The organism is Spirosoma luteum DSM 19990, from assembly GCF_000374065.1.
Lineage (GTDB): Bacteria > Bacteroidota > Bacteroidia > Cytophagales > Spirosomataceae > Spirosoma > Spirosoma luteum.
The window spans coordinates 21,158-43,575 of the sequence record NZ_KB893262.1 but is presented as its reverse complement, the minus strand read 5'-3'; the positions used below and the strand labels follow the sequence as shown (position 1 = coordinate 43,575).

Sequence of the window (22,418 nt, the reverse complement as noted above, 5' to 3'; positions counted from 1 at the left end):
TTTTGTCCGTGAGCGATGGATTCGATTAGCAGCAGCCGGAACCAGGAGCGCAAGCCGGGGCATCGGCTCCAACAAGTTCCAAAACAGGTTTGGCCGTTTCTTTTTCAGCGGCAGGGGCGCAGCAGGATTCGCCCGACGTGGCGGTGCCGCAACTCTGCGACCGGGTAAGGGCTTTGCACTGCGTGTAATCCGGTGTCAGGCTGACCGTGAAGCTGTCGCCCTCCGTCGTCAGTTCGCCGGGGTACATCTGGCGAGTATCGAATTTGGAATTACCGAACTCGATTTTAACCGTGGCCACCGGATTCAGGGGCAACGACTTTTCCACCAGGTTGATGATGGAAAGGGCTTTGCTGACTTTCATCGAGCAGTCGGCCTCTTGAACGTCCGGCTCCCAGAGCTGCACGATGACTTCCGTCCAGGTGTTCATCTGGCCACCGCAATCGACCGACACAATGGGGGCTTGCTTGATCTCGGTAATGTGAAACGACGGATGGACAAACTCCCCTTCCGCGTACTGGAATTGCAGGAATTTATCGGGGTTCTGAATGAGCGTGTTTTTGAACGCTCGCCAGGTCATTGGCTCGGATGCAGTCATTAGATTCTCCATTGTATTATTGCAATATTACGATTGAAAAGAACAAAAAAATACCTGCTCCCAGATCAGCAGCAGGACGCGGGCGCGAACGTTTCCAGCAAGGCACCGAACGCTTGTTGAGCTTCATCCCATACGGGGGGATTGATGCAGTAGCAGACGCGGGGCGGGGTTATTTCGCCCTGAATGATGCCAATGCGTTTTAGCTCCTTCAAATGCTGGGAAACGGTCGCCTGGGCCAAATGCAGTTCGCCCACCAGATCACCACAAACGCACGCTTTCTTGGAAATGAGCATTTGCAGAATAGCCACCCGTGCGGGATGGGCAAAGGCTTTGGCCAAATCCGCTATGCGGTTTTGCTCGTCGGTGAAAATTTCGGTTTTAGTTAGTCCCATGGGACAAAGATAACAAGAAAATTAATTCATTGTAATATTACGATAGATATTCTTGCTTCTTGCATAGGGGTTGTAAGCCAGCATTCGGAGATAGCCAACAATCCATTCCATAGGACCAAGAATCAACTATTTGACGCTATACTGCGTTTGCTTACATTAGCTTCTGGTTAGCATGGCTTCCCAAGCTCAATCATTCGTAAACATGGCAGCACTTGACCTGGGTGACGTCGTCCAACTGCGAACCGGTAGTCCGCCGATGATTGTCGTTGAGTACGGTACACAAGACCTTCACCCCATCAGCTGGCTAACGCCAGATCGGTGGATCGAAGACCCGGACAGTTTCATTTGCATTTGGTGGGAAGGTGAGGTGCGCTACCAGGGCTTGTTCTCTCGCTATCAGTTAGAGAAGTCATAAACTAAACCTTCGGCGACATCCATAGTGGTATCCTACGCTGGTTGCTGCGACGGACTAACAGGCGCAAAAAAATGGCGCACCACGGAGCGGTTAACCTTCCTTTCGGCGTGCCATAACTCATAATTCTTTTGCAGATTTACCCAAAACTGCGCCGTATTACCGAAAGCCTCGGATAGTTTCACGGCCAACTCCGGGCTAATACCTGCCCGCTCGTTCACAATGGCCGATAGGTTGGCGCGTGCAATGCCTAAACCTTTCGCTACTTCAGTAATCGTCAAGCCGCGCTCTTGAATATATTCTTCCCGCAAAATTTCGCCGGGATGTACGGGGGCTAAATTACGCTTCATAGCTGGTTCCTTTCTTCAATGATAATCGACATAATCCACGTCGTGAATGTCACCGCCCTCAAAGCGGAAAATGATCCGATAATTCGGCGTGACGGTGATCGACCAAAAATCCGTCATATCGCCCGTTAGTTTGTGAATCCCTGATCCCATTTGCTGAATATCGCTGACCGATGAAACAGCGTCTAATTGGTCAAGAACGCGGTTGATCTTGCGTAGATACTGCGCGGGCAGCTTCGCGCCGTTGCCCTCCTCGTAGTACTGCTGCAAGGCTTTGTGCCGGAAATTTATAATCATAACACCATCGTAGCGTGTAATATTACGCATTACAAGTTGAAAGCAAGAAATTCAACAGTATTATTCTCAAAAAATAGGCACTTTGGTTTTGTTCTACGACCGTTAAGGTATGACAACCCTATGATGGTCGTTCCTGAACTGTGATTCCATTTTTATAAATTCTCAAATAACGCTCCCATATGCGACAAAGAACAATTAATTGTCTGAAAATTGTAAATTCTATAAGATAGAAAAGTAAGATTAGTAGTCAGATAAATCAACTCAGCCTAAATCATATTAACACCCCCTATGCAAGTCATCAACCAAGCTTTAGCCGGTCAAAAAAGCTACTACCAGCTTCGCGCAAAAGAGTACGACCAATGGTGGTACCGCCAGGGACGCTATGACCGCGGTTCCAACGCGAATGCGATTTGGTTTGAGGAAGCTCATCAAGTCAAAATAGCCCTTAGCCAATTTAGCCTAGAGGGACACATACTTGAGTTAGCACCAGGTACGGGTATCTGGACCGAAACGTTGACTGAAAAGGCTATCTCTATTACGGCGGTGGATGCTTCCCCCGAGATGATTAGTATCAATCAGGCTAAAGTGAGGAGTGCTAAAGTGCAGTATCTAGTGGCCGATCTATTTGAATGGGAGCCCGCCCAATCCTATGACGCAGTTTTCTTTAGCTTTTGGCTTTCCCATGTCCCTCGGGAGCGACTGGATACTTTTCTTCATAAAGTGAACGCCTGTTTACGACCTGGTGGTAAGCTGTTTTTTCTAGACGGTTTGCGCCAGGAAACTAGTACGGCTAACGACCACCAACTTCCCCTGGAGGATTCGCAGATCATGAGCCGGAAGTTGAATGATGGTCAAAGCTTTTCAATCATAAAAGTATTTTATTCGGCGGATGAACTACAAAAGGCGTTTGAAGCAGCGGGCTTGTTAATAATGATACACCAAACACCCACGTATTTTTATTATGGATTGGGCTTAAAGCCGGAATCGATCAGCCAGTAGTGTCTCAGAATACGCTTGGCCAAATGAACTCCTAACATGACTTATAGGAATAGAGTAACGTTTAGCTCCGATACCTGAAAGCGTTCACGAAAAGGTGGTCTTTACTGAACGACTACTATGAAAAGTACAAAATAGTGACGTCGCCCAAAATCACAAAGTTGAAGTCGCTATAATGGTAAAATACAATTCATTGTTGACTCTTGAATAAGTCTGTAACGTCTTTTCCGTGGCCTGTGCTATTCACCGTCGACTGGGTTCACTACTGACATACCGTTGTCACTCCCCTGGCTTTTCTTTGTCTTGTCAATCAATCGATAACTTTAAACAATAGCAGACCATGGAAAATACATCGCAGCTTAGCCAAACGATGGATCAGATCGTTCTCTCACCTCAGCAACTGCTTGCCCACTGGCAGGGACACCGGGGACTCACCCGCCGGTTGATTGAAGCCTACCCCGAGGAGCACTTCTTCTCGTATACCCTGGGCGGCATGCGACCTTGCTCGGCGCTGATGGATGAAGTGCTGCAAATGGCTGACCAGAGCATGCAGGGCGTTGTTTCGGGCAACTGGCCTTCATTTGGCGAGGGGGCGGAGTCAACCCCCAAAGCAACGACGAAGCAGCAGGTATTGGCTCAGTGGGATGGGGTAACCGAGACGATTGCTGCCCATTGGCCGTTGATTCCACCCGCTCGCTTCCAGGAAGTCGACAAGGCTTTTGGGTTGTATGAAGGACCTATCTACTGGTTTCTGTTCTACCTGATCGATAATGAAATTCATCACCGGGCTCAGGCTTATGTCTACCTACGTACGCTGGGCGTAGAACCGCCTGCTTTCTGGGACCGCCCCCAGGTATAGTCCGCCGGTAAGCCTGCAAGGGGTAAGCCCTTATACAAAAGCCTTCGCCCTTATCAAGATTGGCAAAGGCTTTTCTGTATCGTGCTGGCGGCTATCCATCCCATGATACCTATTCTTCTCACGCTGAGAGCGTTATTAGAGAATGAGCTTTCTAATAAGTGGGTGCTTCTAAAAAAGGATCGCGCCACCGGATTACGAACAAAACTTCAACTAACGCATTGAGCTACGCTGGTAGGTAAATGCTAAAGGTGGCCCCTTGACCCGGTTGACTCCTCGCCGTAATAGCTCCCCCATGATTGACAACTACCTTTTCACAGATGGCCAGGCCAATTCCCGTCCCCGCATATTGGTGCTTGCCATGCAGCCGCTGGAATACCTGGAAAATACGATCTATGTACTGCTCATCAAAACCGATCCCGTTGTCAGCCACCTCGATCTGGTAATAGGCCGATCCCGTCAGCACAGGCTTTACCCCAACGGGTAGTTGATCGGCTGATAGCCGAGCCGATCGGATTTGAATATGGGGGGGCACCGGAACGCCGGACCGCTCCGTGCGATGGAACTTCAGGGCGTTGCTCAACAGGTTCTGAAACAGTTGACCCAGTTGCGAGGCATCACCCGAAACAGTAGGGAGCAGGCCAACGTGAATCTGGGCACCCACCTCCTGAACACGTAGGTCTAAGGTGGTTACCACACCCTCCACCACGGATTGAAGTGACACCGGGCCGCTGGCATCGCGCTGGATAGAGATCCGGGAAAAGTCTAACAGGTCTTTGATGAGCATCGACATCCGGCTGGCCGCTGATTGCATACGGTTCAGATACTGCCGACTCTGTTCGGTTAAGTCAGTATCTTGTGTCTTGAGCAGATCCCCAAACTGCTGAATCTTGCGGAGCGGTTCCTGCAAATCATGCGAGGCAATGTAGGCAAACTGTTGCAGGCTTTCGTTCGAGCGCACCAGCTCGCCCACGCTAGCCTGTAACTGCTGGGTCCGCTGCTGCACCTGGGCTTCCAGCTCGGCCGACAGCTGACGGTAGCGGGTTTCGCTGCGGTGCAGGGCTTCCTGGGCTTTCTTCTGGGGAGTCACATCCTGGAAGGTCATGATGAACCCATCCCCGTTCTTCACCCCTGAAACCTCAAACCAGTGGTCAAAGCCCTCGTAATCATAATGGTTCTCTACCCGAAACGGCTGGCCGGTTTCCACCGCCTGCACGTACGAATCAAAGAAGATGTCTTTTACTCCGGGCCAAAGCTGCAACAGCGTTTTGCCCATCATGTTCTCAACAGACTGGCCCAAGATGGTCTCGGCCGCCCGGTTACCCCCTTGATAGAGAAAGTCAACAATCTGTCCTTGCTCATCCCGAATGGATTGCAACAGACAGATGGCCACCGTAGAGCCGGTGAGCATCAGTTGTTGGGTTTGCTCCCTGCGTTTACGCTCGGTGATGTCGATGGCCGATCCTACCAGGCGATGGGCCCGGCGGGGGGCACCCTGGAAGAACATCTGACCCCGAATACTGAGCCAGCGCTCCTGGCCGTCGGGATGGATGACCCGGATGTCCTGCCGCAATTGACCGTTACTGGCCGGGTCGGCGGCTTGGGCGACGGCCTGGGCATAGCGGGCCGCATCGTCAGGATGGATCAGGGAACCAAGGGCCGCGGCCAAATTCAGTTCTCCCCCGGGTGGCAAGCCGAACAGGGTGAGCATTTGGGCATCAGGCTCCCCGTGATCCTCCTCGATATACCACACATAGGTGCCCATAGCGGCAGCGATCAGGCTCTCTTCACTTTTACGACGGGCTTCCTGGGCTTGCTTGCGGTCCTGGATGTTCAGGTTCAGGCCAATCCATTTGCCCACTGAGCCGTCGGGCCCGTAGACGGGGATGGCCCGCAGGTTGGTCCATTGCCAGTGGCCATCGGACGTGGATACCCGAAGCTCGGTATTGAGCGGTATTCGCTGGCGGAGGGCTTCCTGCCATTGGCTTAGGGCTTGAGCCCGCTCGTCGGGATGAACGGCACTCGCCCAGCCTTCTCCCAGCCATTGCGCCCGGGTCTGGCCCGTGTAAGCCCGCCAGGTGGGTGAGTCAACAAGAACCTGGCCTTTAGGGTTAGTTTCCCAGACCGCCTGCGCCAGGGGTTCGATCAGCGCCCACAACTCATCGGCCGATACAAACGCCTTACTCACTGGCCCGGTGAGGGCTGTTTGTGCACCGGTCTGGGGATTTCCTGAAGTTGTATTCATAGGTTCCATTCGTGAGCCAGCCAGCTGCCGCCGAACTGATCTGTGGGTATAGAACACCCAATAGCGACTTGTGTTTGCTAACTTAATCGGATCATGCGGGTCAGGGGGCTACCTTCGGTGTATAGCTACCGTTTTGACAACGGTCAACATTTTTTCGGACGATACAAGGGAAGCGGTGTTTCAAATAACGCCCGTTTTGCGCCATATATACCCAGCTTCTTCAAGAAACACGGACAAGTGGAAAAAGATGTCTCAAATTATTATCTCATAAATCAACATCTCATTTTCGGTACATAGCCTGAGTTTGAGAGACAAAATTTAGATTTGATTTGGGATTAATAGTAGTGATAAAATAGGCAGACTTACTTGCGGGTTAAAGCACGGGTGACTTTTATCGGTTTAGCCAACAAGAAGCAGTAGGGTAGGGGATCAACAACCAGTCCATTGTAGCGAACGCCATAGTGCAAGTGCGGGCCTGTCGTCAAGCCTGATGCTCCCACCTGTCCGATAACCTGACCACGCATGACAAACTCTCCCGGCTTGACCAGGGTCGTAAGTAAATGCCCATATAAAGTCTGATGCCCTCGTCCGTGGATTAAGTAGATGCCCAACCCGATGCCATTCGACTGGTTGATGATTTGTCGACAGTACCCGTCCGCAGTAGCATAAACAAGCGTGCCCATTGGGGCGGGTAAGTCGATTCCCGAATGGGAAACCAGACTCCCTGAAATAGGATGCTGACGCATACCAAACCCTGAACTCAAGCGGGTTTTAATCAGGCACGTCGTTTTTGAGGCTGTAGCAGAGGAAACAAAAAAAGGCAGAATCGATGGGACATCCCGTAACCGATTAAGCCACCGATCCCAGTCACTTTCCGATTTATGGGTATCTACCTCTTTTTGCTTCGCGAAAATCCCTTTTGCGTGCAATGTTGACAAACTATCCACATAATTAAGAAAAGAAAGTCTGTCTTTAACCGGACTAGGAACCGTTGTCGATAATGTCGCTTTGGCGAAAGTGGTTGTTGATAGTAGCGATGGCCCGGACTTGTCCAGATACGTAATTGGAAACGATCTGGAGGAGTCTTTTTCGTCGTACTTTTTACTTCTATTCTGTAAAAGTTGAACTGAAGAAGTAAAGACCCCTTGAGCCAAAGAGGACGAAATGCTGATTAATAGTGCGGACCAGAACGTGAGTACTTTTTTTGACATCCACATAGACGAAAATAGGCAAAAAAGTTCTCGTAAGGGCTGGTTTATAAGAATATACTATAGAAATTAGCCGGAAATACGGTCGTAATAACTCAAAAAATACAAACGCTTTCCGGCTACGATTATGGTAAAACAGAAGAAAATCAATCGCATACCTTCGCTGAAAATTATACCAGCAGAGGGGGCTGTACCAGAATCTGAGCAAATCAAAGAGCAATTTTATGAACTGCTTTTGCCCGAAGAATATCAGGAGTTACGGCAGTATTTAGGCAATGACGGCTTTTTAAGTAATGATGAAATTACTGCGGCTCTGCGCGATGGGAGATTAGTGAAAGAAGAGTTAGCCGAGAAACTTTCCGCTCTAAACCTTCCCAGTAACGACAAAACCTTGCAGGAAAAACTAACGGAGTATCTCTGGGAGTTGCACGAAATCATTCAGGACCCCACCTTGGAAAAAATCCGGGCCGATCAACTGTATTATGTTCACACCGTTCAATCGTTGCCGGATGCTGAACGTAATGTTACTGACGAGGAGAGGGTTAATCAAATTGCCAGAAGGAAGCCAGACAGAAGTATCGAGATTGTTCACGGGGGATTACTGGCCAATTTCATGCACAACTTTAAAAAAACGTACAATCTCGAAGAAGTACCACCAATCGAAGTGAGCAAGAAAACGCGCTACCAATGGGAGGATGTTGAAGCCACATTAAGTAAAATGGGCCTAACGCGGGAGGTACTCGCCGAAAGTGGTAATCTGGAACGGTTGTTAAGGGGAGAGAAAACGGGATTGATCGACTTTAAATCGGAATTCAACGGGCAGAAAACACCCTTGCGGGGTAAGGTATACTTGGTTAAACAAGGCGAAGAAATTAAACCTTACTTTCAAACGCAGAAGCAAACGCTACAGATTCCCGAACACTATTTAGGGTATGTGTTCAGCCAGGAGGATAAAGATACACTCAGGCAAAAAGGGGAGTTGGGAAAACGAGTCGAATTAGAGGATTCGTACACCAGAAAGAAATTTAACGGGTACATTGGTCTTGATCAGGAGACCAACTCACTGACGGTTTGGCGAGCCGACCGGGTGTATATTCCCATGCAGATTAAGGGAGTCGATGTTTCAAAGGAACAGCAGGAAACATTACGTCAGGGTGGAGCTATCCGGTTAGCCGGACTCACCAGCGAAAATGGGCAGAAATTCAGTGCTGATATTCAAGTATCGGCAGGTAAGCGGAGTTTAAGCTTTTCTCCACCCTCTGAGTCAATCAGGCAGACGATAGATATACTAACAGCAAAGGACTTAGCCCGCCCATCGGATCAATTACAGGGCACTTCAGTCGGTGCTTCTACTACCAGGGATAAACGGCCAGAGCAGCAACAAAAGAAAACAGCTTCCAAACAGAAAGGCTTTGACCCCAGCCGCTCCTCCGGAGCATTAGATGCGCCCGATGTGACGTTAAAAAGTGAACAGGCCAAGAAAAAGGGACAAAGCAAAGGCCAGAGTCAGAGGAAAAACAAAAAAGCCCAGAAGGATCAGAGCTTAACTGTTTAACCAGACTAGCGATTTATTGGCGAGTCCAGATCAGCGTAACTACATGGTCTTTATGATCCTCGCTGTCAGCCGTTGAATACTGACGATGCCAAACCATCATAGTTTGATCAACCGAAACGTTGTAATAATTGCCGGATTCGTACGGAGACAAGACGCTGAGCGTAGACCCCGATGCTTTCCAGGTTCCCTTTTCGGTAAAACCAAATAAGGTCAGAGTACGCGAAGAACAATTATCAGATGTAGTACGCGAGATTTTACCATCGGCTGTAGTATTCATCCGAAAATTGTTGATGCAATCGTCGCTAATCTGGTTTCGGTACGCTGTCAGCAGGTCAGTAACATTAGTCCCCCAAACACCGGTCTCAGCGGGATCAATGGTTAAGGCCTGTAGTTTCCACGAGCCAGCCACTAAAGCAGGATCGAACGCGGGGAGTATATCGTCCCCGCCTTTTTTACAGCTCCCAAGAGCAGTAAGGGCGAAAAAAAGAAGTAAACGCTTCATATATGCAACTGATTGGATAAAATGCCTACTTATAACCAGCCGAGTTTTCAGGAATTTCGGGACCAGATATCCATCATTGAACTCGCTTTACACGCCGGGTATGAATGGCAACCCAAAAAGGGGAAAACAATGCCTGTACTCTACCATCCCGGATTCGATGATCATATCGTCGTTAAGAACCCCAACGATTCTGCCAATCAGGTTTATTTTCAAACGGGTTCTTACTCGGATCGCGGTACATTGATCAATTTTGTCAGTAATCGTTTAACGTCCTGTTTCAGTCAATTTAATAATTCCAATCGAAGTCCAGCCCAGTGCGTCAACGATGTTTTGAAGGATTATTTAGGTATTGTTCCAGAGCAAAAAAAATCGGTTAAAAAGCTGGAAGATTACATCCATCAAAGTTTCCACGAAGTAGGTACTGAAAAGGAATTTTTGCTGGAACATTATATGCTTAGTCAGCTTCCAGCCGAAAATTACTTAACTCAGGAACGGTACATTCACCCCGATTTGCTTACCAGTCCGCAGTTTTCAGGAACTATATCTATCCAACGGGTATACTTTGCCGACGGAAAGCCTGTGTCGATAACAGGTTCAGAGCAACCGCCTAATGGCGAACGCATCACCGAAACGATTGCTTTTCCCTACATTCCGGGGGATAATGAAGCTATAAACGGTCTGGAATTACGTACTGCTAGGTTTAAAAGTCACGCCAGTGGCTCAAATCGCGGACATGGCGTTTGGATTTCCAACCTGAACGATACCGTAACGAATCGCATAGTTGTTGGTGAGAGTGCCATTGATTTGCTTTCGTACCGGCAACTGGAAATTAGTACCGGACTGCATCCGCAGACCGACAGCCGGTACGCTTCGATTGGGGGTAGTCTATCGCTGGACCATTTGACAACTCTGGGTAAATTCATGGATAAATCAACCCAGCTTGTATTCGGATTCGATAATGATGACAAGGGAGCTCGCTATGCGCTTACGGCCCTGGCAGCCCTCTCCAGAGACGGCCTGGCAATGACCCAGGCAAGTCAGCAGGGATACGTTGCACTGCAAGTTTCTTCACCCGCCATTCAACGCCAGTTTTCTAAATTGATAGCGGAGCATAATATCGCTATGAAAACCTACATGCCTCCGGCAACGGGCGAAGTAAGAGACGACCTAACTAAAAATATGTTTCATTGGCGGGCAAACGCATCGGTTTCAACCCTGGAAATTCCCATCAATACTGCCTTACTCAACACCGTCAATACCTTATTAATTGAACAGGGGCAATTTGCCTGCTCAGTGGCCATTGTGCGTCCGCGCGGGAAAGATTTCAATGAAGATTTAAAAGGAGAATTACTCCGCCAGGTTAAGCGACCTATCTTGCTTGTTAATGCCGAGCGTGGACAGATACTGCACCGAGCAAAAAATGAAGAAGCAGCCCGTTTATTTTTGGAAAAAGAAATGAAAAGTGGCCGTTTAGCCAACCTACCCATCGGCACCAATCTGAAACTGATTAAAACAAAAGTAGATCAACTCATACCTACCTTACAGGGTGAAATAGGTATTACTCCAAAAGGAATAGAAAAAACTTTCACGGATACCTTCAAGTCTAAAGCCAATCGCCAACGCCTTGACCCTACAAATGAGCAGGGTTTGTAAGTAACAGGACGTGAGTGAGTAGCGAATACCCGTCAGAAGTTGTAGGAATGGCGACCCATTCGCCACATAAATTTTGTGAGTCTACTCACATTTATCGACCATCGGAAGGCATTTATCAAACCTATATAAAAGGGTTAAAAAGCCCTCTTTTGGGTCAATAATTTACATTTTAATAAATATAATTCTTTGTAATAATGTAAAAGGGTTGTATCTTTAATACATAATCAAAGAGCAAAAAGGCCATGACATTTACAACAGAAACAGACCTTGATTTCGATTTCAAGTACACCCCCGGCGAACGGCCTACCCGCGATTATCCCGGTGACGCTCCCGAAGTGGAAATTCTAAAAGTTCGACTCAATGGCGTAGAAATCCCCTTAGGAGCCATTAACGAGCAGATGCAACAGCAGATGATTGAACAGGCACTCGATACCTATTACTAATGCTTGCGCTCGGCACCCTCAAACCAGTTTTTTAAACTCCTTACTTTTCTCAACATGAAAACGCAAAACAGCCTTCGTACCCAAGTCCTTAAACTGACGGCCTTACTCGTAAAGCAAACCGCCTTATCATTTGGAGCCGCCCAGAAACAGGCATGGGCCAGCGTAAAACTTTGCGCTCAGATGCAGGAAAGACCCGTTCGATTTTACTATTGGAAAGAGGATGGTAGCCAGCGTGAAGCCGTTGGATTTTACGGAGCCAATACCCAAATAGATACGAGCATTCCGCGAAAGGGTTTAGCCATTCGCTACTATGATACCCTTGTCCAAAACTGGCGTTCTTTTCGGCCTGACCGATTGATTATAGCCTGAACAGTACCTCAACGGTGAGCCCGAAGGCCGGACGGGATAAGTTCCGGCCACTCTTGTTCCTTTTTAATTTCCCCTTGTTATGGCAAAGTCAACCGCCCCCGCAGTTATTGAAGAAACGGATAATGATGTTTCAACCAGCTTAAAGTCGTATCAGAAAGTAAATGAGTTAACTGGCGAAGTCACTAACAAATTCAAGTATTTGGAAGGCCACCCCCGCCAATATCGCTTTGATGCTAAAGAGGGTATTTTCAACATCAATGGTACCGAGAAGTTAGGCCGTACCCTCACGTTTCAGCCGATTGCATGGCGCATTTTTACGGATAATATCCTGAATATGGGTACAAAAAATTGGGCTGAACTATTTTTTGTTGATGAGCAAAATTGTGTATCGGCGGTGTTGTTTCATGGCTATTCAGTTGACAACATTTTTCGGCTTATTGAACCCTTATATTATGATGATTTGATATTGGCCGACGTAATTATCACCGCAGTAGCTGAGAAGAAAGAGTATACAAAGAGCCAGCCGAAAGGCACTTATTACATTGCTACGTTCAGCTACAAAATGGCCGACATTGAGACAACAAAAACGCTCAAAGAGTTTTCGGATGGTGTAAAAATATTTCGGCAGGAAACACTTACTGACATTGCCAACGTGAAAACGGCCTTCAATTTCTACAATCCGTTCGTACAGGGTGAAGTTCTTGAAGCATTGCCCGAAGGGGTAACGTTTGACGATGTACGGGGAGCCGTTGAAGAAGTCTATCATATAGGTAATGGAGAAGTTTAATAATGTTTAACGGGTTCCGGTCGCTGAGTCAGATTGCCGAAGAGGTGATAGCCGAGTGGCGAACCTCAGCGACCGGGCAACCAATTTATTTTAACATCATGGAATCAACTGCCACAACACCCCAGATAGACAAAGTCGCTAAATTACTCCTGAACGCCTGGAGTGCTGAATACGCGTTGCGAATCAGACCGTTAATTAGTGACCAGTCCGAAATGGATACTTCTGTCGACTGGATTTTCCCACAGGCATACTTTGCGTTTCTATTTTCAGTCCGGGCTGTATTAGCTGTAGATGGTATCCTAGTAGCTAACCCCGAATCCATTGAAAAGCTGGTAACTAGATGGGTCGCAAACGGACGGTATGGCAACGGTATTTTCAATAATAATAACCCATTAGTCGAGTTGATGCAACACAGGCCATCGACTAGTAAAAAACCTGTGCGACTCACTAAAGCCGAGTTTGCAAGTTTACAGCAGAAACTGATTCAGAAGATTTACGCCGTGAGCATCATCCACGAGACGTATATACTTAACCGGTTAGGCGACGAAGCCTATCAGCAATTAATCAATAGTCTGCCATCTTATTTGAAAGATGCCTTTGTTGGCGCACGTGCTACATTCCTTCTAACGAACAATTAGAATGCGTTTCATAGCTATCAGCCTGTACCTAAGCTACAGTGAATGAGAAAGATCAGCCGGTTTAAACTGGCTACTTTTTTCCTTCCTAATCAATCAGGAAAACTAAAATAGTGAGCTATTATGATCTTCATTAAAATTGACCCTCAAGCCTGTACTGTCACTACTGTAGAAGGTGACGCTGGTAACGAAAGTTTTTGCAATCTGATTGGTTGCCAGTTCCTGGACGTATGTGCCCGGCAGGATAACTACGATGCCCTACTTATTGACGATGATGGGTTAAGCTTAGACCCACAACCACCCGCTTTTTCCTTCAATGGATTCGGGCCTATTCACGGTATTGCTATTGTCGCTGGGTGCGATGAAGATGGCAAAACAACCGAGCCAGTCTATACCGTAGAACAGGTTTTAAGGCGAATAAAGTGGTTAGGTAACATCTGTACTAAACCTGCAATTTTTGTGACATCCTGGTAATCAATAGTGATTAAATACGCCTAATCGTTTTTCATATGCTAACTTACCGAACCATGCCCCGTATCGCCAACAGCGATTTAAGCGAGTTTAAAAATATGTTGCTGTATGGACAAGCCCCCCAGCCGTCTACTTCCCCTTCCCTGACTTTCGGCACTAACTTTCATCAGTATTTACTCTTGGATAGTGAGGGCACACCCAGTGGGGTAGGAGCCAAGCCTATGCTGAGAATGCTGAATGTCATGAAAAGCCACGAACGATTTTGTCAACTGTTAAAGGAAGCTGTTCCGGAAATCCCTCAATTCTGGGACGATGAACGCACGGGCTTACCCTGCAAGGCTCAGTTGGATTTATTGTTACCAGGTGATGCCCTGATCGCCGACGTGAAAACGACTTCCGCCCGTAACCGGGCAGAGTTTTTGAGCAATTGCCTCCGCTACGAGTACGACCGGCAGGCGGCTTTTTACATCGACGGTTGCCGTATGGCTGGTCAGCTTATTCAACGCTTTATTCTGTTCGGTGTCCAAAAACAAAAGCCGCATCAAGTTTACCTTGTCGAGTTATTACCCGATGATCCTTTTATTGAGAATGGCCGCCGAAAGTACCGCAAACTGTTGGCATCCTGGTTAAAGAAACCCTATACGCCCAGTTCCTGGCAGATTGCGATTACTCACTAACTTTTATCTGCAAATCCAATGGCCTATTTTATAAAATTAACTCACAGTTACGGTTCTAAGAATCGTCTTCAGGAAGCGGCCCTGAAAGTAGTTCGTTCGCTGGACGATCATCAACTTGAATCGCCCGAGGAATTAAAACGTTTCGTAGAGGACCGCATTATGCGTCTCAACCGTTCGTTCAACCGATGCACTGCTTTGACGGTGAATCTAAAGAAGTCGCATCATCAAAAAGATTACCTGCTATATGTAACAGATTTGGTTACGCTGACGCTCTATGAAATTCAAGGACAATTTGGTAGCAAGTCAATTGAGAGTTTGCAACCAGCAGGCTCCATTAACTGCGAGGCAGCAGGCCCCCAACTGAACCTATTTTCTATAAAAGATACCGCTTTGGTAGAACATCATGATAACAACTAATTCTAAACCGGATAAAATTACCTTCGTCGTAACAGGGGTTATGGCGATTGCAGCGGGATCGAAACCATGCTGTGCCCTGGAGCGGCTTTTTGTCGATGGAGTTGAACTAACGCCCGAGCGGAGTTTGAAGGTTAGGAATCATTCTCCCAATGGCTTTGCCTGGGGGTATAATGGTAGCGGAGCCGCCCAAACTGCATTGGCTATCTGTTTACATATTTTTCAGAATGTTACCGCGGCTGAAACGGTCTATCAGGATTTTAAAAGGAATTTTGTTAGTAAATGGCCACTGGCCAAGCCATTTAATGTACAAGTTGATCTTACCAATTTTTTGCTGGATTACTGGCCAGCAATAGCCGAAGCCTATGACAGTGGACACAATCAGGATGATCAAGATGAAACATAATCTACTGTCTCTGGAAAACGAGCGTCTGTTTAATTCAGTCGAGGTCGAATTAGTCCGACGATGGGCCTTAGGTCAGGTTCCAGATAAATTTGGTAATCAGCCTGCTAATCTACTGAAAGGTTTTGTCGAGACTTGGTGGAATCTGTACCATGAGACCGAATGTGCTACGAGTCAAAAAGACCGAATAATCTGGCAACGATTTCATGAACTGCCGGCACTATCCTTAGATACCGCCGGTTTGGTGGCTGCGCTGCACCACATTCGACAGCTTATCGTATTGGAAACCTTGCAGGCGTTTCGACCAATTGAGCCAGTTGAAGATTCGGCCCTATCAGGTTTGGATAGCCTGCTTCGTTATTTCGACCGCTTAAACGACTCACCAAGCTAAACAGGTAGCCAGATGACCGGGCCAATTCAAATGAGTCCTATCTTTGTTCCTATGGCAAAAGAGGAACTTAGCATCCCGGAAAGAGAGGCTCAATTGCTCCGTGATACCGAAATTGGGCAGAGTGCCAGGCAGTACGTAGAGATGGAGAAGTGGGCGGAGCAACAAATCAAGAATTGGCTACCGAATGTGGATGAGCGTCATCTTTCCGGTTCAAAGGAATCCGCCTACTTGAAAAAACTAGGTCATCGTGCTCTCACAAAAGGAGATTTACTAAACCTGGTCTTGACATTTGGGGATGAGCAACATAAACAGCGGATTACCAGCTTTAAACAGGCGCAAACCGATTTGTCGAACCGTCTGGATAAAATGTCGAATCTGGGATTGGTCTTAAAACAGGCTGGTATTAACTACAACACCTATTATCTACGGAAAAGTGAACCGGAACGCTGGAAAGCCGAAGAAGTCATCGCCGTTATGACTGTGCTGCAACGACTTAAACTTTAATAGTTGTAGGATTTGTGTTTTAGAATCGTTCGGCCAAACGATTGAATAAATGATTTCTTAAACTGTGCTCCCAGGGGAATTAACTTGGTTTCATGTTCCCGACGGAGACCCACCTGATTCCTACGAATGAAGTCGACCTTTCTGCTGGCAACGATAAAGGATTTGTGAATTCTTGAGAACAAACTTTTCGGTAATTTTTCCTCTACCTTACTAATGGGGAGATGAACCGCATATACCTGAGTGGACGTGTAAATGGTGACGTAATTACGGTCGCTCTCGATCCATAGAATGTCCTGGAAATATACCTTCTGCAACCGACGGTTAGTGGTAATATAAATATGATCCTCCATCGTCGATTGGCTGGATTCGGGTAACCGCCCCAGTAACTGTAAAGCATCGGCCAGTTGCTGCCTTAAATTTTGAATGATTAAAGAATCATTGGTTGGTCCATGATGGGCAGGTTCAGTCAGTTGAGCGAGGGAATTATTCATTGAGTTCATGAGTATAGTTGACTAAATCAGTTAGAAACTTGGAGAAAGCATAGTCCAAGTTTCGGAACTATTCTTCGGTACCGTACGAAATAGTTGGCGAATACTCAGGATTAATTGGCGAGGGGATAAATAGGCGGCTTTGGTGGGTAAACAGGTTATTTCGGTGGACGAAATAGATATTATTATGGTAAAAAGTATATTTAGTTAAATTAAACAAAGAGTAAGTGCATTTTATTTCCCACGTCTTCTTGACTGATTTATAGATATATAGGTGGGTATTAAGGCTGAATCCGGGCCTTTTGTGACTCATAGTAACGGGCTAAAAAGTGATAAACGATCAACTCATGCTTTCGTTGGTGCGACGGAAAAATCCGGTTCAATGTCATATGAATAATACTTCCAATCAAAGAGTAATAGGTGGAATGGGTATCTACAGTAGAGAAAAAATTTTGAATCCTGTCAATGGCCACCCGCATCCTATCTTTACGTTCTTCCATCAGTTGGACATAGCGGGCTGATTGATCAAAAATTGATTTATGGGATTTCCGATAGCGGTCATTAAGCTTTTGCTTCAGTTCTTTTCCACCACCATGTTCCTTGAAAAACGCCTGTTGAAGCTCTTGATAAATAAGTAGTTTCTGATCGAGTGTGAAATCGAAGTTAGCCAATAAGGCATCAACACTATGCACGGCCAGTGCATACCGTTCCTCTTCTGTGGCCACTTCGTTCTGAACCAGCCAGACTAAAAAGCACTGGCTATCGGCTGAAAATATGGCTTCGCAGCAGTCTATCAGTTCAGGTTGGTATCGTTCCAGTTCCCGCTGATACGTATCCAGTTGAACCCGTTCCACCAGACCAGTGCTGCTATAGTCCTGAATTGCTTTTTGCCAGGCATTTATTAACCGTCCGTACTGTTTAGGTGAAGTTGAAAAACGGATTCGTAAATGGTAATCTGGATCAGCAAAGCGAACAAAGAACATAGTTATTACCCACCCTTTTTTTTTAAATTGCTGATTCAGAGGGCTTAATACGGTTATTAAAAACTGATCTGCTGCCGATTCATTCAAGTATACTTTTATGTAAAACCACTCCTGTCCAGGCAAGAAGGTCCGTTGTACAAACGACGTTGTTGGGCGCACTATCCTCCACGTATTTTTTTGGACCGAAGGCGATTTTAAGGGTATAACCAATTCCGATACGTACTGATCTAGTCCATCCTTTATCCAGGGCTGAAAAGTTTGGCCAATCCACTCCTTCAGAAAAACCCGTTCCTGTTTTTTGACTGCATCAACCAGCATCTGACTTGTCGGGCCAAATTCAAGATCGAGCAACAATTTGTTGTCGCCTTCAATCAACTGAACGTATCGGGGTAATTCGTAAAGGTGTCTGAGTGACTCAGCCGAAACAGTATGATTGAGTGGTAGAGACTGTTTTTGTATAACCCATTGAGCAGGACTGACAATAATGTTTTTAAAAACGACACGGGGGAGAAACGGTAAATGATGCAATGTCCCCCATGACCAAGCCAGGATTGGCGATTCGCTTGCCTGGATAGCGGATAAAAATTGATACACTTCGTCACCCAATCCTGAATTGTGGGCGTTGCTATGTCGTGGTCGAACCCGCCGTCCAGTTTTTTTATGCCTTAGTATGACCTCCCCTCCGTCGCTAACAGAAACGACTAAATCAGATAACAAAATGGTGTGGTCATCTGATACGCCCGCAGGTGTCAGGTAAGGTATTTCAACACTGCGTAATACTGGTCGTGCAACAACATTCCCCGCCTGAACGGGCTTCACCGGAAGATGAACAATTTCCGCCAGTGTATCTTCAGGATACTGGGTTTGTTCCCAGGCGCACATGGCCTGAACGTGTGCTCTTAATTGCTCGTGCCCCTGACAAAACCGCCCTAAAAAATAAGCGGCTGAGCCACATATTGTCGAATTAAGAACAAACCTCCAGGTATCCGGCTTGTCATCGGCTATTGAAGAGAAAGCCGGTTCAGAAGTCTGCTGCTTGAAAAATAACTCACCATGTAAGTACCACGAAGGGGGAAGGGAAGTAGCATTGGTGATTTTTAACCCTATAATAGCTAAATCGGCTTCCGTGATTTCTACTTCTTTCGATTTACTGAGAACGTGTCGAATATACAATGAATCTCGAAATGGCTGAAGATGCTCCTGTTTAGTATGTGGAGAGGAGGGAGGGGTATCAAACAATTCACTTAGAAGCGGGAAACCGGCCAACGTATCCTGCATAAAACCTATACCAAAGTCGGGATCGAGAGCGGTCAGTAGATCAACCTCCTGTTGGTCGAACCGCTCCCTGAACCGCCTGGAAAATTCTTCTAAAGGAGAAACACTTCGGTGCTGTAAGACCGTCAGAAGCTGACTGAACTGCTTAGCAATTTGTTTTATCGTTGTTAATGATAGTTCTAACTGGGTAGGATAGAAAAATAAATCGGTCTGAACCAACGCATCTGTACGGTCATCTGTCTCGTCATGTACAAGTTCGTGAAATAATTCCTGAACCTGCTTTAGGTTTGTCAGCTTGATCGGAGAGTCTCTTAATAGAGACGAAGCTTTCGAAAGTTGTTGATAGAGAGGGTATTCCGTTCCCAGTATTTTTAACTGCTGTAATAAATAATCCGCTGTACTACAACCTGTAACGGGTAAGGTTAGGTTGCTGATTAAGAATTGATCATTGATTAATTGATTTACGTAAATCTTTACTTGCTGCTGGTATTCTGGACCGTATAGAATAATCAATTCTGCATAAGAGGCCGATCCACGCACTCGTAGAAAATTTACCAGCGTTTGTAAATCAGGGGTATGGGGTAGCGACGATAGAACAATTTTGGGTTGATGACGGCTACCGGTTCGTTCGGAGAACCGGTACTGTTCAGCCGTTTCATAAAGGCTGTTATTTAACCGATAGTGAAGTAAAGGCCGAATGGAAAGGTCCTCGTCAGCTCTTCGACTTATCGCTAACAAGGCAAGGCTATCGGGCCGACTAACCGTTTTCCAGGTAGTTGGGCCGAACATGGCCCGACTTGACGGGCCTATTGTCCCCACGCCCACTCCCGCGAATAAGCCGTAGGGTGTAGCCCGGCTATAGGAACGAATTACATAACGCCACAACGACTTCTTCAAGGCATCGTCCAACCCGTTGGGATTTGCTTTCGCTGACTGCCAGGCAATATATAGGTCAGGCGAAGCTAAATAGATTGATTCATCTACCCCAGGTTGTTGAAGCAACTTCAGTAAGAGTTTACTTTCATCCGTGGAGGAAAGATGTATAACGCGATTGATTTGTTCAATGAGTTGACTGATCGGTCGACGGGGCAGTCGGAGAACAAAAAAAGAAAAATGATCAACGGCCAATTCCATATAATCAGGCTAATCAACAACAAAATACCCCGTCTGGTGGATTAGGCGGGGTATTTATCTCATTCGTTCTAATGACTCTATAAAGTCGAAACAATTGTTCCACCAGAACCTCCACAGTCTGTGTAATTCTTGGAGGCAGTAGCTTTGACATCCATTCGTGATTTTACCGTTTTTTTGGTAACGGGCTGAAAGCGATTTAACGTTGTCATATTACAATAATTAGGTTAGTTCATATACAAAATAGCTTATAAAATCCAGAAAAAACAAAAAATACTACGCACTAATCGTCACATCAATCGTTGTTCCAGAGCCAGGTTTTGAAGTAATATTATAAGTGAGGGCCTGACGGTTGGCGAGATGACGTTTCGTGACTTGAAAGCGCTTGTAGGTTGTTTTCTGGTTCATAGTGGATATTTTTCGGCAAAATATACACTGATTTTGTATCAGGAAGTATGTAGTTGGCGAATGCCCTTATTTAGTTGGTGAGGGGATGAATACAGGGTTTTGGGGGGTAAATTTGGCCCACTTCCTTCAAGATGCTCTACACCATCTCAAATGCACAACTGCACAGGGTTATAGTAGGGTCTGTCGAACGGCATCCCGGAAGGTTACGCCAATGGGCAATTCCTCACCACTAAACAATAGGATCGAACTAGCTGTAATTTTCTGACATTGATCAATTCGAACGATGTACTTTCGATTAATCCGAATAAAGGAGTCATCAGGTAGTTTGCTTTCTAATTGAGCAACGGTCATTTTGGATAAAACGGGTTTACTACTTCTTGAATTGAGATGGATTTTAACATAATTATCCAACGATTCGACATAGTTAATGGAGTCAAGCAGAATGTTAATTGTATCCCGGCCCACGCGCACCGATAGCAGTTTCATCGTCAAATTGATACTACTATCTTCTTGTGATGATTTGCTGTTGCTATTGAGCCGAGTTGACCCCAGACGCTCTTCAACCCGTTGAATGGCTTTTTGAAAGCGGTCAAAAAATATGGGCTTCTCCAGAAAATCAACAACATTATGCTCGTACCCTTTTAACGCATACTCCCGATAAGCCGTTGTCACAACAACCAGTGGGACGGGTTGGGGAAGCAAATCTAAAAATTCAAATCCACTCAGACCCGGCATCCGAATATCCAGTAATAACATATCAGGTTGTAATTCTTTACACAAGCTGAGGGCCTGTTTACTATTCTGAGCTTTACCAATTACGTGTAAAGACGGTATTCGTTCTACATGATCTGACAATAATTCCTGGGCTAACGGTTCATCGTCAATGATTAGACAACTGATAGGAGGTATCATAGGCATTATGCTTAATTCGATTGAGAGGAATTTTTACAAGGACTTCGTAGAAATTAGCTTGCTCATTCACGGTTAAGAGATAGGTATTTGGTTTGAAAAGTAAATCCAGCCTTTTCCGGGCGTTTACTAATCCCACCCCTCCTGATTTAGATGGAGTACTGATCTGGTGGGAAACGGAGTTACTTACCCTTGCCTGTAAGGTTTCTGTCTCGACATTAATCAGCAATTCAATCATTACCCATGCTTCATCGATGCAGTTATTTAGGCCGTGCTTAAAAGCGTTCTCAATGAAAGTCACCAGTAGGAGAGGGGGTGTTGTAAAAGAGCCAGGATCACCGGTTTTTGTAAACGTGATTTTGTCCGGGTCAAAATGCCTGCTCCTTTCAATTTCTATATAATTCTCCAAAAATTGTAGTTCACCTATCAGAGGCACAAAGCTTTGGTTGGTATCATGCAATGTGTAATGCATCATACTGGATAACCTGCGGAGCAGCTCGGCCGCTTCCTGATTAGTACGCTGGATCAGGGCCAGAATATTGTTGAACACATTGAACAAAAAATGTGGATTAATCTGAAACTGAAGCAATTTGAGTTGGTTCTGAATCAGAATCTGGTTCTGCTCTTTCTGTTCAAGGCTTTCTACTCCCCACGAAATGGCTTCCCGAATGGTGCGTATCAATATCGGAAGAAGCATGTACGATAAATTGTAAGCCCAGATGAAGGTTACTAGGGAATAGTTGGTGAAAATGCCCAAGGGTCCAGCAAGTTGTAAAAGATCATAGTACCGTTTAACATAGGCGGGTTCTGGTTTGAAATGTTCCGCTACGTAGGTGAATAAATAATAATCATACACGTTGAACAACATAAAAGCCGCCACGATAGCAAAGGCCACATACACAACTTTGGGCCAGATTATTTTACGAGTGGATCGGTAGTACACAAGCGAACTCAGAAGAGCAGGTACGACCAGGTAGCCATACAGGTAAAATAATACCACCGTCGTGCCAAAGTGCGTGATATCCATCAATTTAAACAAGTCGGGATCAGGGGGTATCGCTGGATCAACACG

Annotated in this window: 26 protein-coding genes; 15 read left to right on the top strand and 11 right to left on the bottom strand. The window is 46.2% G+C overall.

Annotated elements, in window-relative coordinates:
- Positions 1–25: 25 nt before the first annotated feature.
- Together B156_RS0116110 and B156_RS0116105 are read right to left on the bottom strand one after the other, a co-directional pair.
- A complete protein-coding gene (locus B156_RS0116110) occupies positions 26–607 on the bottom strand; it encodes a DUF6428 family protein (protein WP_245563757.1) in 582 nt (193 codons plus the stop codon).
- A gap of 53 nt (positions 608–660) precedes the next feature.
- Positions 661–987: an ArsR/SmtB family transcription factor gene (locus tag B156_RS0116105; RefSeq protein ID WP_018620788.1), complete on the bottom strand. Its 327-nt coding sequence runs from the start codon at positions 985–987 to the stop codon at positions 661–663.
- Between the two features lie 202 nt (positions 988–1,189).
- Between B156_RS0116105 and B156_RS0116100 the strand changes: the two genes are divergently transcribed.
- Positions 1,190–1,402, top strand: coding sequence for a DUF2158 domain-containing protein (locus B156_RS0116100; RefSeq protein ID WP_018620787.1), 213 nt, complete (start codon positions 1,190–1,192; stop codon positions 1,400–1,402).
- 32 nt (positions 1,403–1,434) lie between these two features.
- Here B156_RS0116100 and B156_RS0116095 read toward each other — a convergent pair whose 3' ends face one another.
- A complete protein-coding gene (locus tag B156_RS0116095) occupies positions 1,435–1,749 on the bottom strand; it encodes a HigA family addiction module antitoxin (protein WP_018620786.1) in 315 nt (104 codons plus the stop codon).
- A 15-nt stretch (positions 1,750–1,764) separates the two neighbouring features.
- Positions 1,765–2,073, bottom strand: a complete 309-nt coding sequence (locus tag B156_RS0116090) for a type II toxin-antitoxin system RelE/ParE family toxin (RefSeq protein ID WP_018620785.1) — start codon at positions 2,071–2,073, stop codon at positions 1,765–1,767.
- A gap of 258 nt (positions 2,074–2,331) precedes the next feature.
- Here B156_RS0116090 and B156_RS0116085 point away from each other — a divergent pair, with 258 nt between their 5' ends.
- Positions 2,332–3,042 carry a class I SAM-dependent methyltransferase gene (locus tag B156_RS0116085; protein ID WP_018620784.1) on the top strand — a complete coding sequence of 237 codons (711 nt, stop codon included), beginning with the start codon at positions 2,332–2,334 and terminating at the stop codon, positions 3,040–3,042.
- Positions 3,043–3,379: 337 nt separating this feature from the next.
- The gene (locus B156_RS0116080) at positions 3,380–3,898 is read left to right on the top strand and encodes a DinB family protein (RefSeq protein ID WP_018620783.1); all 519 of its coding nucleotides are present in this window, start codon (positions 3,380–3,382) and stop codon (positions 3,896–3,898) included.
- Between the two features lie 223 nt (positions 3,899–4,121).
- Here B156_RS0116080 and B156_RS0116075 read toward each other — a convergent pair whose 3' ends face one another.
- Positions 4,122–6,140 carry a PAS domain-containing sensor histidine kinase gene (locus tag B156_RS0116075; protein WP_040585743.1) on the bottom strand — a complete coding sequence of 673 codons (2,019 nt, stop codon included), beginning with the start codon at positions 6,138–6,140 and terminating at the stop codon, positions 4,122–4,124.
- A gap of 362 nt (positions 6,141–6,502) precedes the next feature.
- Positions 6,503–7,357, bottom strand: a complete 855-nt coding sequence (locus B156_RS30355) for a M23 family metallopeptidase (protein WP_018620781.1) — start codon at positions 7,355–7,357, stop codon at positions 6,503–6,505.
- 118 nt (positions 7,358–7,475) lie between these two features.
- On the opposite strand from B156_RS30355, the gene B156_RS0116065 reads away from it, so the two are divergent.
- A complete protein-coding gene (locus B156_RS0116065) occupies positions 7,476–8,903 on the top strand; it encodes a DUF3945 domain-containing protein (protein ID WP_018620780.1) in 1,428 nt (475 codons plus the stop codon).
- Between the two features lie 13 nt (positions 8,904–8,916).
- Here the strand turns inward: B156_RS0116065 and B156_RS0116060 are convergent, their stop codons facing one another.
- On the bottom strand, positions 8,917–9,405 hold the full coding sequence (locus tag B156_RS0116060; protein WP_018620779.1) for a lipocalin family protein: 489 nt from the start codon (positions 9,403–9,405) through the stop codon (positions 8,917–8,919).
- A gap of 21 nt (positions 9,406–9,426) precedes the next feature.
- Here B156_RS0116060 and B156_RS0116055 point away from each other — a divergent pair, with 21 nt between their 5' ends.
- The 11 genes from B156_RS0116055 (at position 9,427) to B156_RS0116005 (ending at position 16,152) form a co-directional block, all read left to right on the top strand.
- Positions 9,427–11,058 (top strand): toprim domain-containing protein, encoded by a 1,632-nt coding sequence (locus B156_RS0116055; protein WP_018620778.1) that lies wholly within the window; start codon positions 9,427–9,429, stop codon positions 11,056–11,058.
- A gap of 242 nt (positions 11,059–11,300) precedes the next feature.
- The gene (locus tag B156_RS0116050; RefSeq protein WP_018620777.1) at positions 11,301–11,501 is read left to right on the top strand and encodes a hypothetical protein; all 201 of its coding nucleotides are present in this window, start codon (positions 11,301–11,303) and stop codon (positions 11,499–11,501) included.
- A 54-nt stretch (positions 11,502–11,555) separates the two neighbouring features.
- Positions 11,556–11,870, top strand: a complete 315-nt coding sequence (locus B156_RS0116045; protein WP_018620776.1) for an SH3 beta-barrel fold-containing protein — start codon at positions 11,556–11,558, stop codon at positions 11,868–11,870.
- Between the two features lie 79 nt (positions 11,871–11,949).
- Positions 11,950–12,657 carry a hypothetical protein gene (locus B156_RS0116040; protein WP_018620775.1) on the top strand — a complete coding sequence of 236 codons (708 nt, stop codon included), beginning with the start codon at positions 11,950–11,952 and terminating at the stop codon, positions 12,655–12,657.
- Between the two features lie 98 nt (positions 12,658–12,755).
- Positions 12,756–13,295 carry a hypothetical protein gene (locus B156_RS0116035; protein ID WP_157627068.1) on the top strand — a complete coding sequence of 180 codons (540 nt, stop codon included), beginning with the start codon at positions 12,756–12,758 and terminating at the stop codon, positions 13,293–13,295.
- Positions 13,296–13,415: 120 nt separating this feature from the next.
- Positions 13,416–13,766 (top strand): hypothetical protein, encoded by a 351-nt coding sequence (locus tag B156_RS0116030; protein WP_018620773.1) that lies wholly within the window; start codon positions 13,416–13,418, stop codon positions 13,764–13,766.
- A gap of 35 nt (positions 13,767–13,801) precedes the next feature.
- On the top strand, positions 13,802–14,440 hold the full coding sequence (locus B156_RS0116025) for a PD-(D/E)XK nuclease-like domain-containing protein (RefSeq protein WP_018620772.1): 639 nt from the start codon (positions 13,802–13,804) through the stop codon (positions 14,438–14,440).
- A gap of 18 nt (positions 14,441–14,458) precedes the next feature.
- Complete coding sequence (locus B156_RS0116020; protein ID WP_018620771.1) at positions 14,459–14,857, top strand: HPF/RaiA family ribosome-associated protein; 399 nt, start codon at positions 14,459–14,461, stop codon at positions 14,855–14,857.
- A complete protein-coding gene (locus tag B156_RS29305; protein ID WP_018620770.1) occupies positions 14,844–15,260 on the top strand; it encodes a DUF6166 domain-containing protein in 417 nt (138 codons plus the stop codon). Before B156_RS0116020 ends, B156_RS29305 begins: the two co-directional genes overlap by 14 nt.
- Positions 15,250–15,648 (top strand): hypothetical protein, encoded by a 399-nt coding sequence (locus B156_RS0116010; RefSeq protein ID WP_157627067.1) that lies wholly within the window; start codon positions 15,250–15,252, stop codon positions 15,646–15,648. Before B156_RS29305 ends, B156_RS0116010 begins: the two co-directional genes overlap by 11 nt.
- Positions 15,649–15,699: 51 nt before the next feature.
- Positions 15,700–16,152: a hypothetical protein gene (locus B156_RS0116005; RefSeq protein ID WP_157627066.1), complete on the top strand. Its 453-nt coding sequence runs from the start codon at positions 15,700–15,702 to the stop codon at positions 16,150–16,152.
- On the opposite strand, the gene B156_RS0116000 is transcribed toward B156_RS0116005, so the two are convergent.
- The 4 genes from B156_RS0116000 to B156_RS30350 form a co-directional block, all read right to left on the bottom strand.
- A complete protein-coding gene (locus tag B156_RS0116000; protein WP_018620767.1) occupies positions 16,149–16,643 on the bottom strand; it encodes a LytR/AlgR family response regulator transcription factor in 495 nt (164 codons plus the stop codon). The two genes, B156_RS0116005 and B156_RS0116000, sit on opposite strands and share 4 nt — an antisense overlap.
- Positions 16,644–16,921: 278 nt before the next feature.
- Positions 16,922–20,032: a lantibiotic dehydratase gene (locus B156_RS0115995; protein WP_084757765.1), complete on the bottom strand. Its 3,111-nt coding sequence runs from the start codon at positions 20,030–20,032 to the stop codon at positions 16,922–16,924.
- Positions 20,033–20,605: 573 nt separating this feature from the next.
- Positions 20,606–21,349: a LytR/AlgR family response regulator transcription factor gene (locus tag B156_RS0115980; RefSeq protein WP_040585718.1), complete on the bottom strand. Its 744-nt coding sequence runs from the start codon at positions 21,347–21,349 to the stop codon at positions 20,606–20,608.
- Complete coding sequence (locus tag B156_RS30350; protein WP_157627065.1) at positions 21,318–22,373, bottom strand: sensor histidine kinase; 1,056 nt, start codon at positions 22,371–22,373, stop codon at positions 21,318–21,320. Before B156_RS30350 ends, B156_RS0115980 begins: the two co-directional genes overlap by 32 nt.
- Positions 22,374–22,418 lie beyond the last annotated feature (45 nt).

Excerpts from the sequence above, each read along its gene's own strand:
- B156_RS0116055 (WP_018620778.1), top strand. The coding sequence starts at position 9,427 with ATGCCTACTTATAACCAGCCGAGTTTTCAGGAATTTCGGGACCAGATA.
- B156_RS0115980 (WP_040585718.1), bottom strand. The coding sequence starts at position 21,349 with ATGATACCTCCTATCAGTTGTCTAATCATTGACGATGAACCGTTAGCC.
- B156_RS0116065 (WP_018620780.1), top strand. The coding sequence starts at position 7,476 with ATGGTAAAACAGAAGAAAATCAATCGCATACCTTCGCTGAAAATTATA.
- B156_RS0116105 (WP_018620788.1), bottom strand. The coding sequence starts at position 987 with ATGGGACTAACTAAAACCGAAATTTTCACCGACGAGCAAAACCGCATA.
- B156_RS0116100 (WP_018620787.1), top strand. The coding sequence starts at position 1,190 with ATGGCAGCACTTGACCTGGGTGACGTCGTCCAACTGCGAACCGGTAGT.
- B156_RS0116020 (WP_018620771.1), top strand. The coding sequence starts at position 14,459 with ATGGCCTATTTTATAAAATTAACTCACAGTTACGGTTCTAAGAATCGT.
- B156_RS0116075 (WP_040585743.1), bottom strand. The coding sequence starts at position 6,140 with ATGAATACAACTTCAGGAAATCCCCAGACCGGTGCACAAACAGCCCTC.
- B156_RS0116090 (WP_018620785.1), bottom strand. The coding sequence starts at position 2,073 with ATGCGTAATATTACACGCTACGATGGTGTTATGATTATAAATTTCCGG.
- B156_RS30355 (WP_018620781.1), bottom strand. The coding sequence starts at position 7,357 with ATGTGGATGTCAAAAAAAGTACTCACGTTCTGGTCCGCACTATTAATC.
- B156_RS0116005 (WP_157627066.1), top strand. The coding sequence starts at position 15,700 with ATGGCAAAAGAGGAACTTAGCATCCCGGAAAGAGAGGCTCAATTGCTC.
- B156_RS0115995 (WP_084757765.1), bottom strand. The coding sequence starts at position 20,032 with ATGGAATTGGCCGTTGATCATTTTTCTTTTTTTGTTCTCCGACTGCCC.
- B156_RS0116060 (WP_018620779.1), bottom strand. The coding sequence starts at position 9,405 with ATGAAGCGTTTACTTCTTTTTTTCGCCCTTACTGCTCTTGGGAGCTGT.
- B156_RS0116010 (WP_157627067.1), top strand. The coding sequence starts at position 15,250 with ATGAAACATAATCTACTGTCTCTGGAAAACGAGCGTCTGTTTAATTCA.
- B156_RS0116050 (WP_018620777.1), top strand. The coding sequence starts at position 11,301 with ATGACATTTACAACAGAAACAGACCTTGATTTCGATTTCAAGTACACC.
- B156_RS0116095 (WP_018620786.1), bottom strand. The coding sequence starts at position 1,749 with ATGAAGCGTAATTTAGCCCCCGTACATCCCGGCGAAATTTTGCGGGAA.
- B156_RS0116110 (WP_245563757.1), bottom strand. The coding sequence starts at position 607 with ATGGAGAATCTAATGACTGCATCCGAGCCAATGACCTGGCGAGCGTTC.
- B156_RS29305 (WP_018620770.1), top strand. The coding sequence starts at position 14,844 with ATGATAACAACTAATTCTAAACCGGATAAAATTACCTTCGTCGTAACA.
- B156_RS0116080 (WP_018620783.1), top strand. The coding sequence starts at position 3,380 with ATGGAAAATACATCGCAGCTTAGCCAAACGATGGATCAGATCGTTCTC.
- B156_RS0116025 (WP_018620772.1), top strand. The coding sequence starts at position 13,802 with ATGCTAACTTACCGAACCATGCCCCGTATCGCCAACAGCGATTTAAGC.
- B156_RS0116085 (WP_018620784.1), top strand. The coding sequence starts at position 2,332 with ATGCAAGTCATCAACCAAGCTTTAGCCGGTCAAAAAAGCTACTACCAG.
- B156_RS0116000 (WP_018620767.1), bottom strand. The coding sequence starts at position 16,643 with ATGAATAATTCCCTCGCTCAACTGACTGAACCTGCCCATCATGGACCA.
- B156_RS30350 (WP_157627065.1), bottom strand. The coding sequence starts at position 22,373 with ATGGATATCACGCACTTTGGCACGACGGTGGTATTATTTTACCTGTAT.
- B156_RS0116040 (WP_018620775.1), top strand. The coding sequence starts at position 11,950 with ATGGCAAAGTCAACCGCCCCCGCAGTTATTGAAGAAACGGATAATGAT.
- B156_RS0116045 (WP_018620776.1), top strand. The coding sequence starts at position 11,556 with ATGAAAACGCAAAACAGCCTTCGTACCCAAGTCCTTAAACTGACGGCC.
- B156_RS0116035 (WP_157627068.1), top strand. The coding sequence starts at position 12,756 with ATGGAATCAACTGCCACAACACCCCAGATAGACAAAGTCGCTAAATTA.
- B156_RS0116030 (WP_018620773.1), top strand. The coding sequence starts at position 13,416 with ATGATCTTCATTAAAATTGACCCTCAAGCCTGTACTGTCACTACTGTA.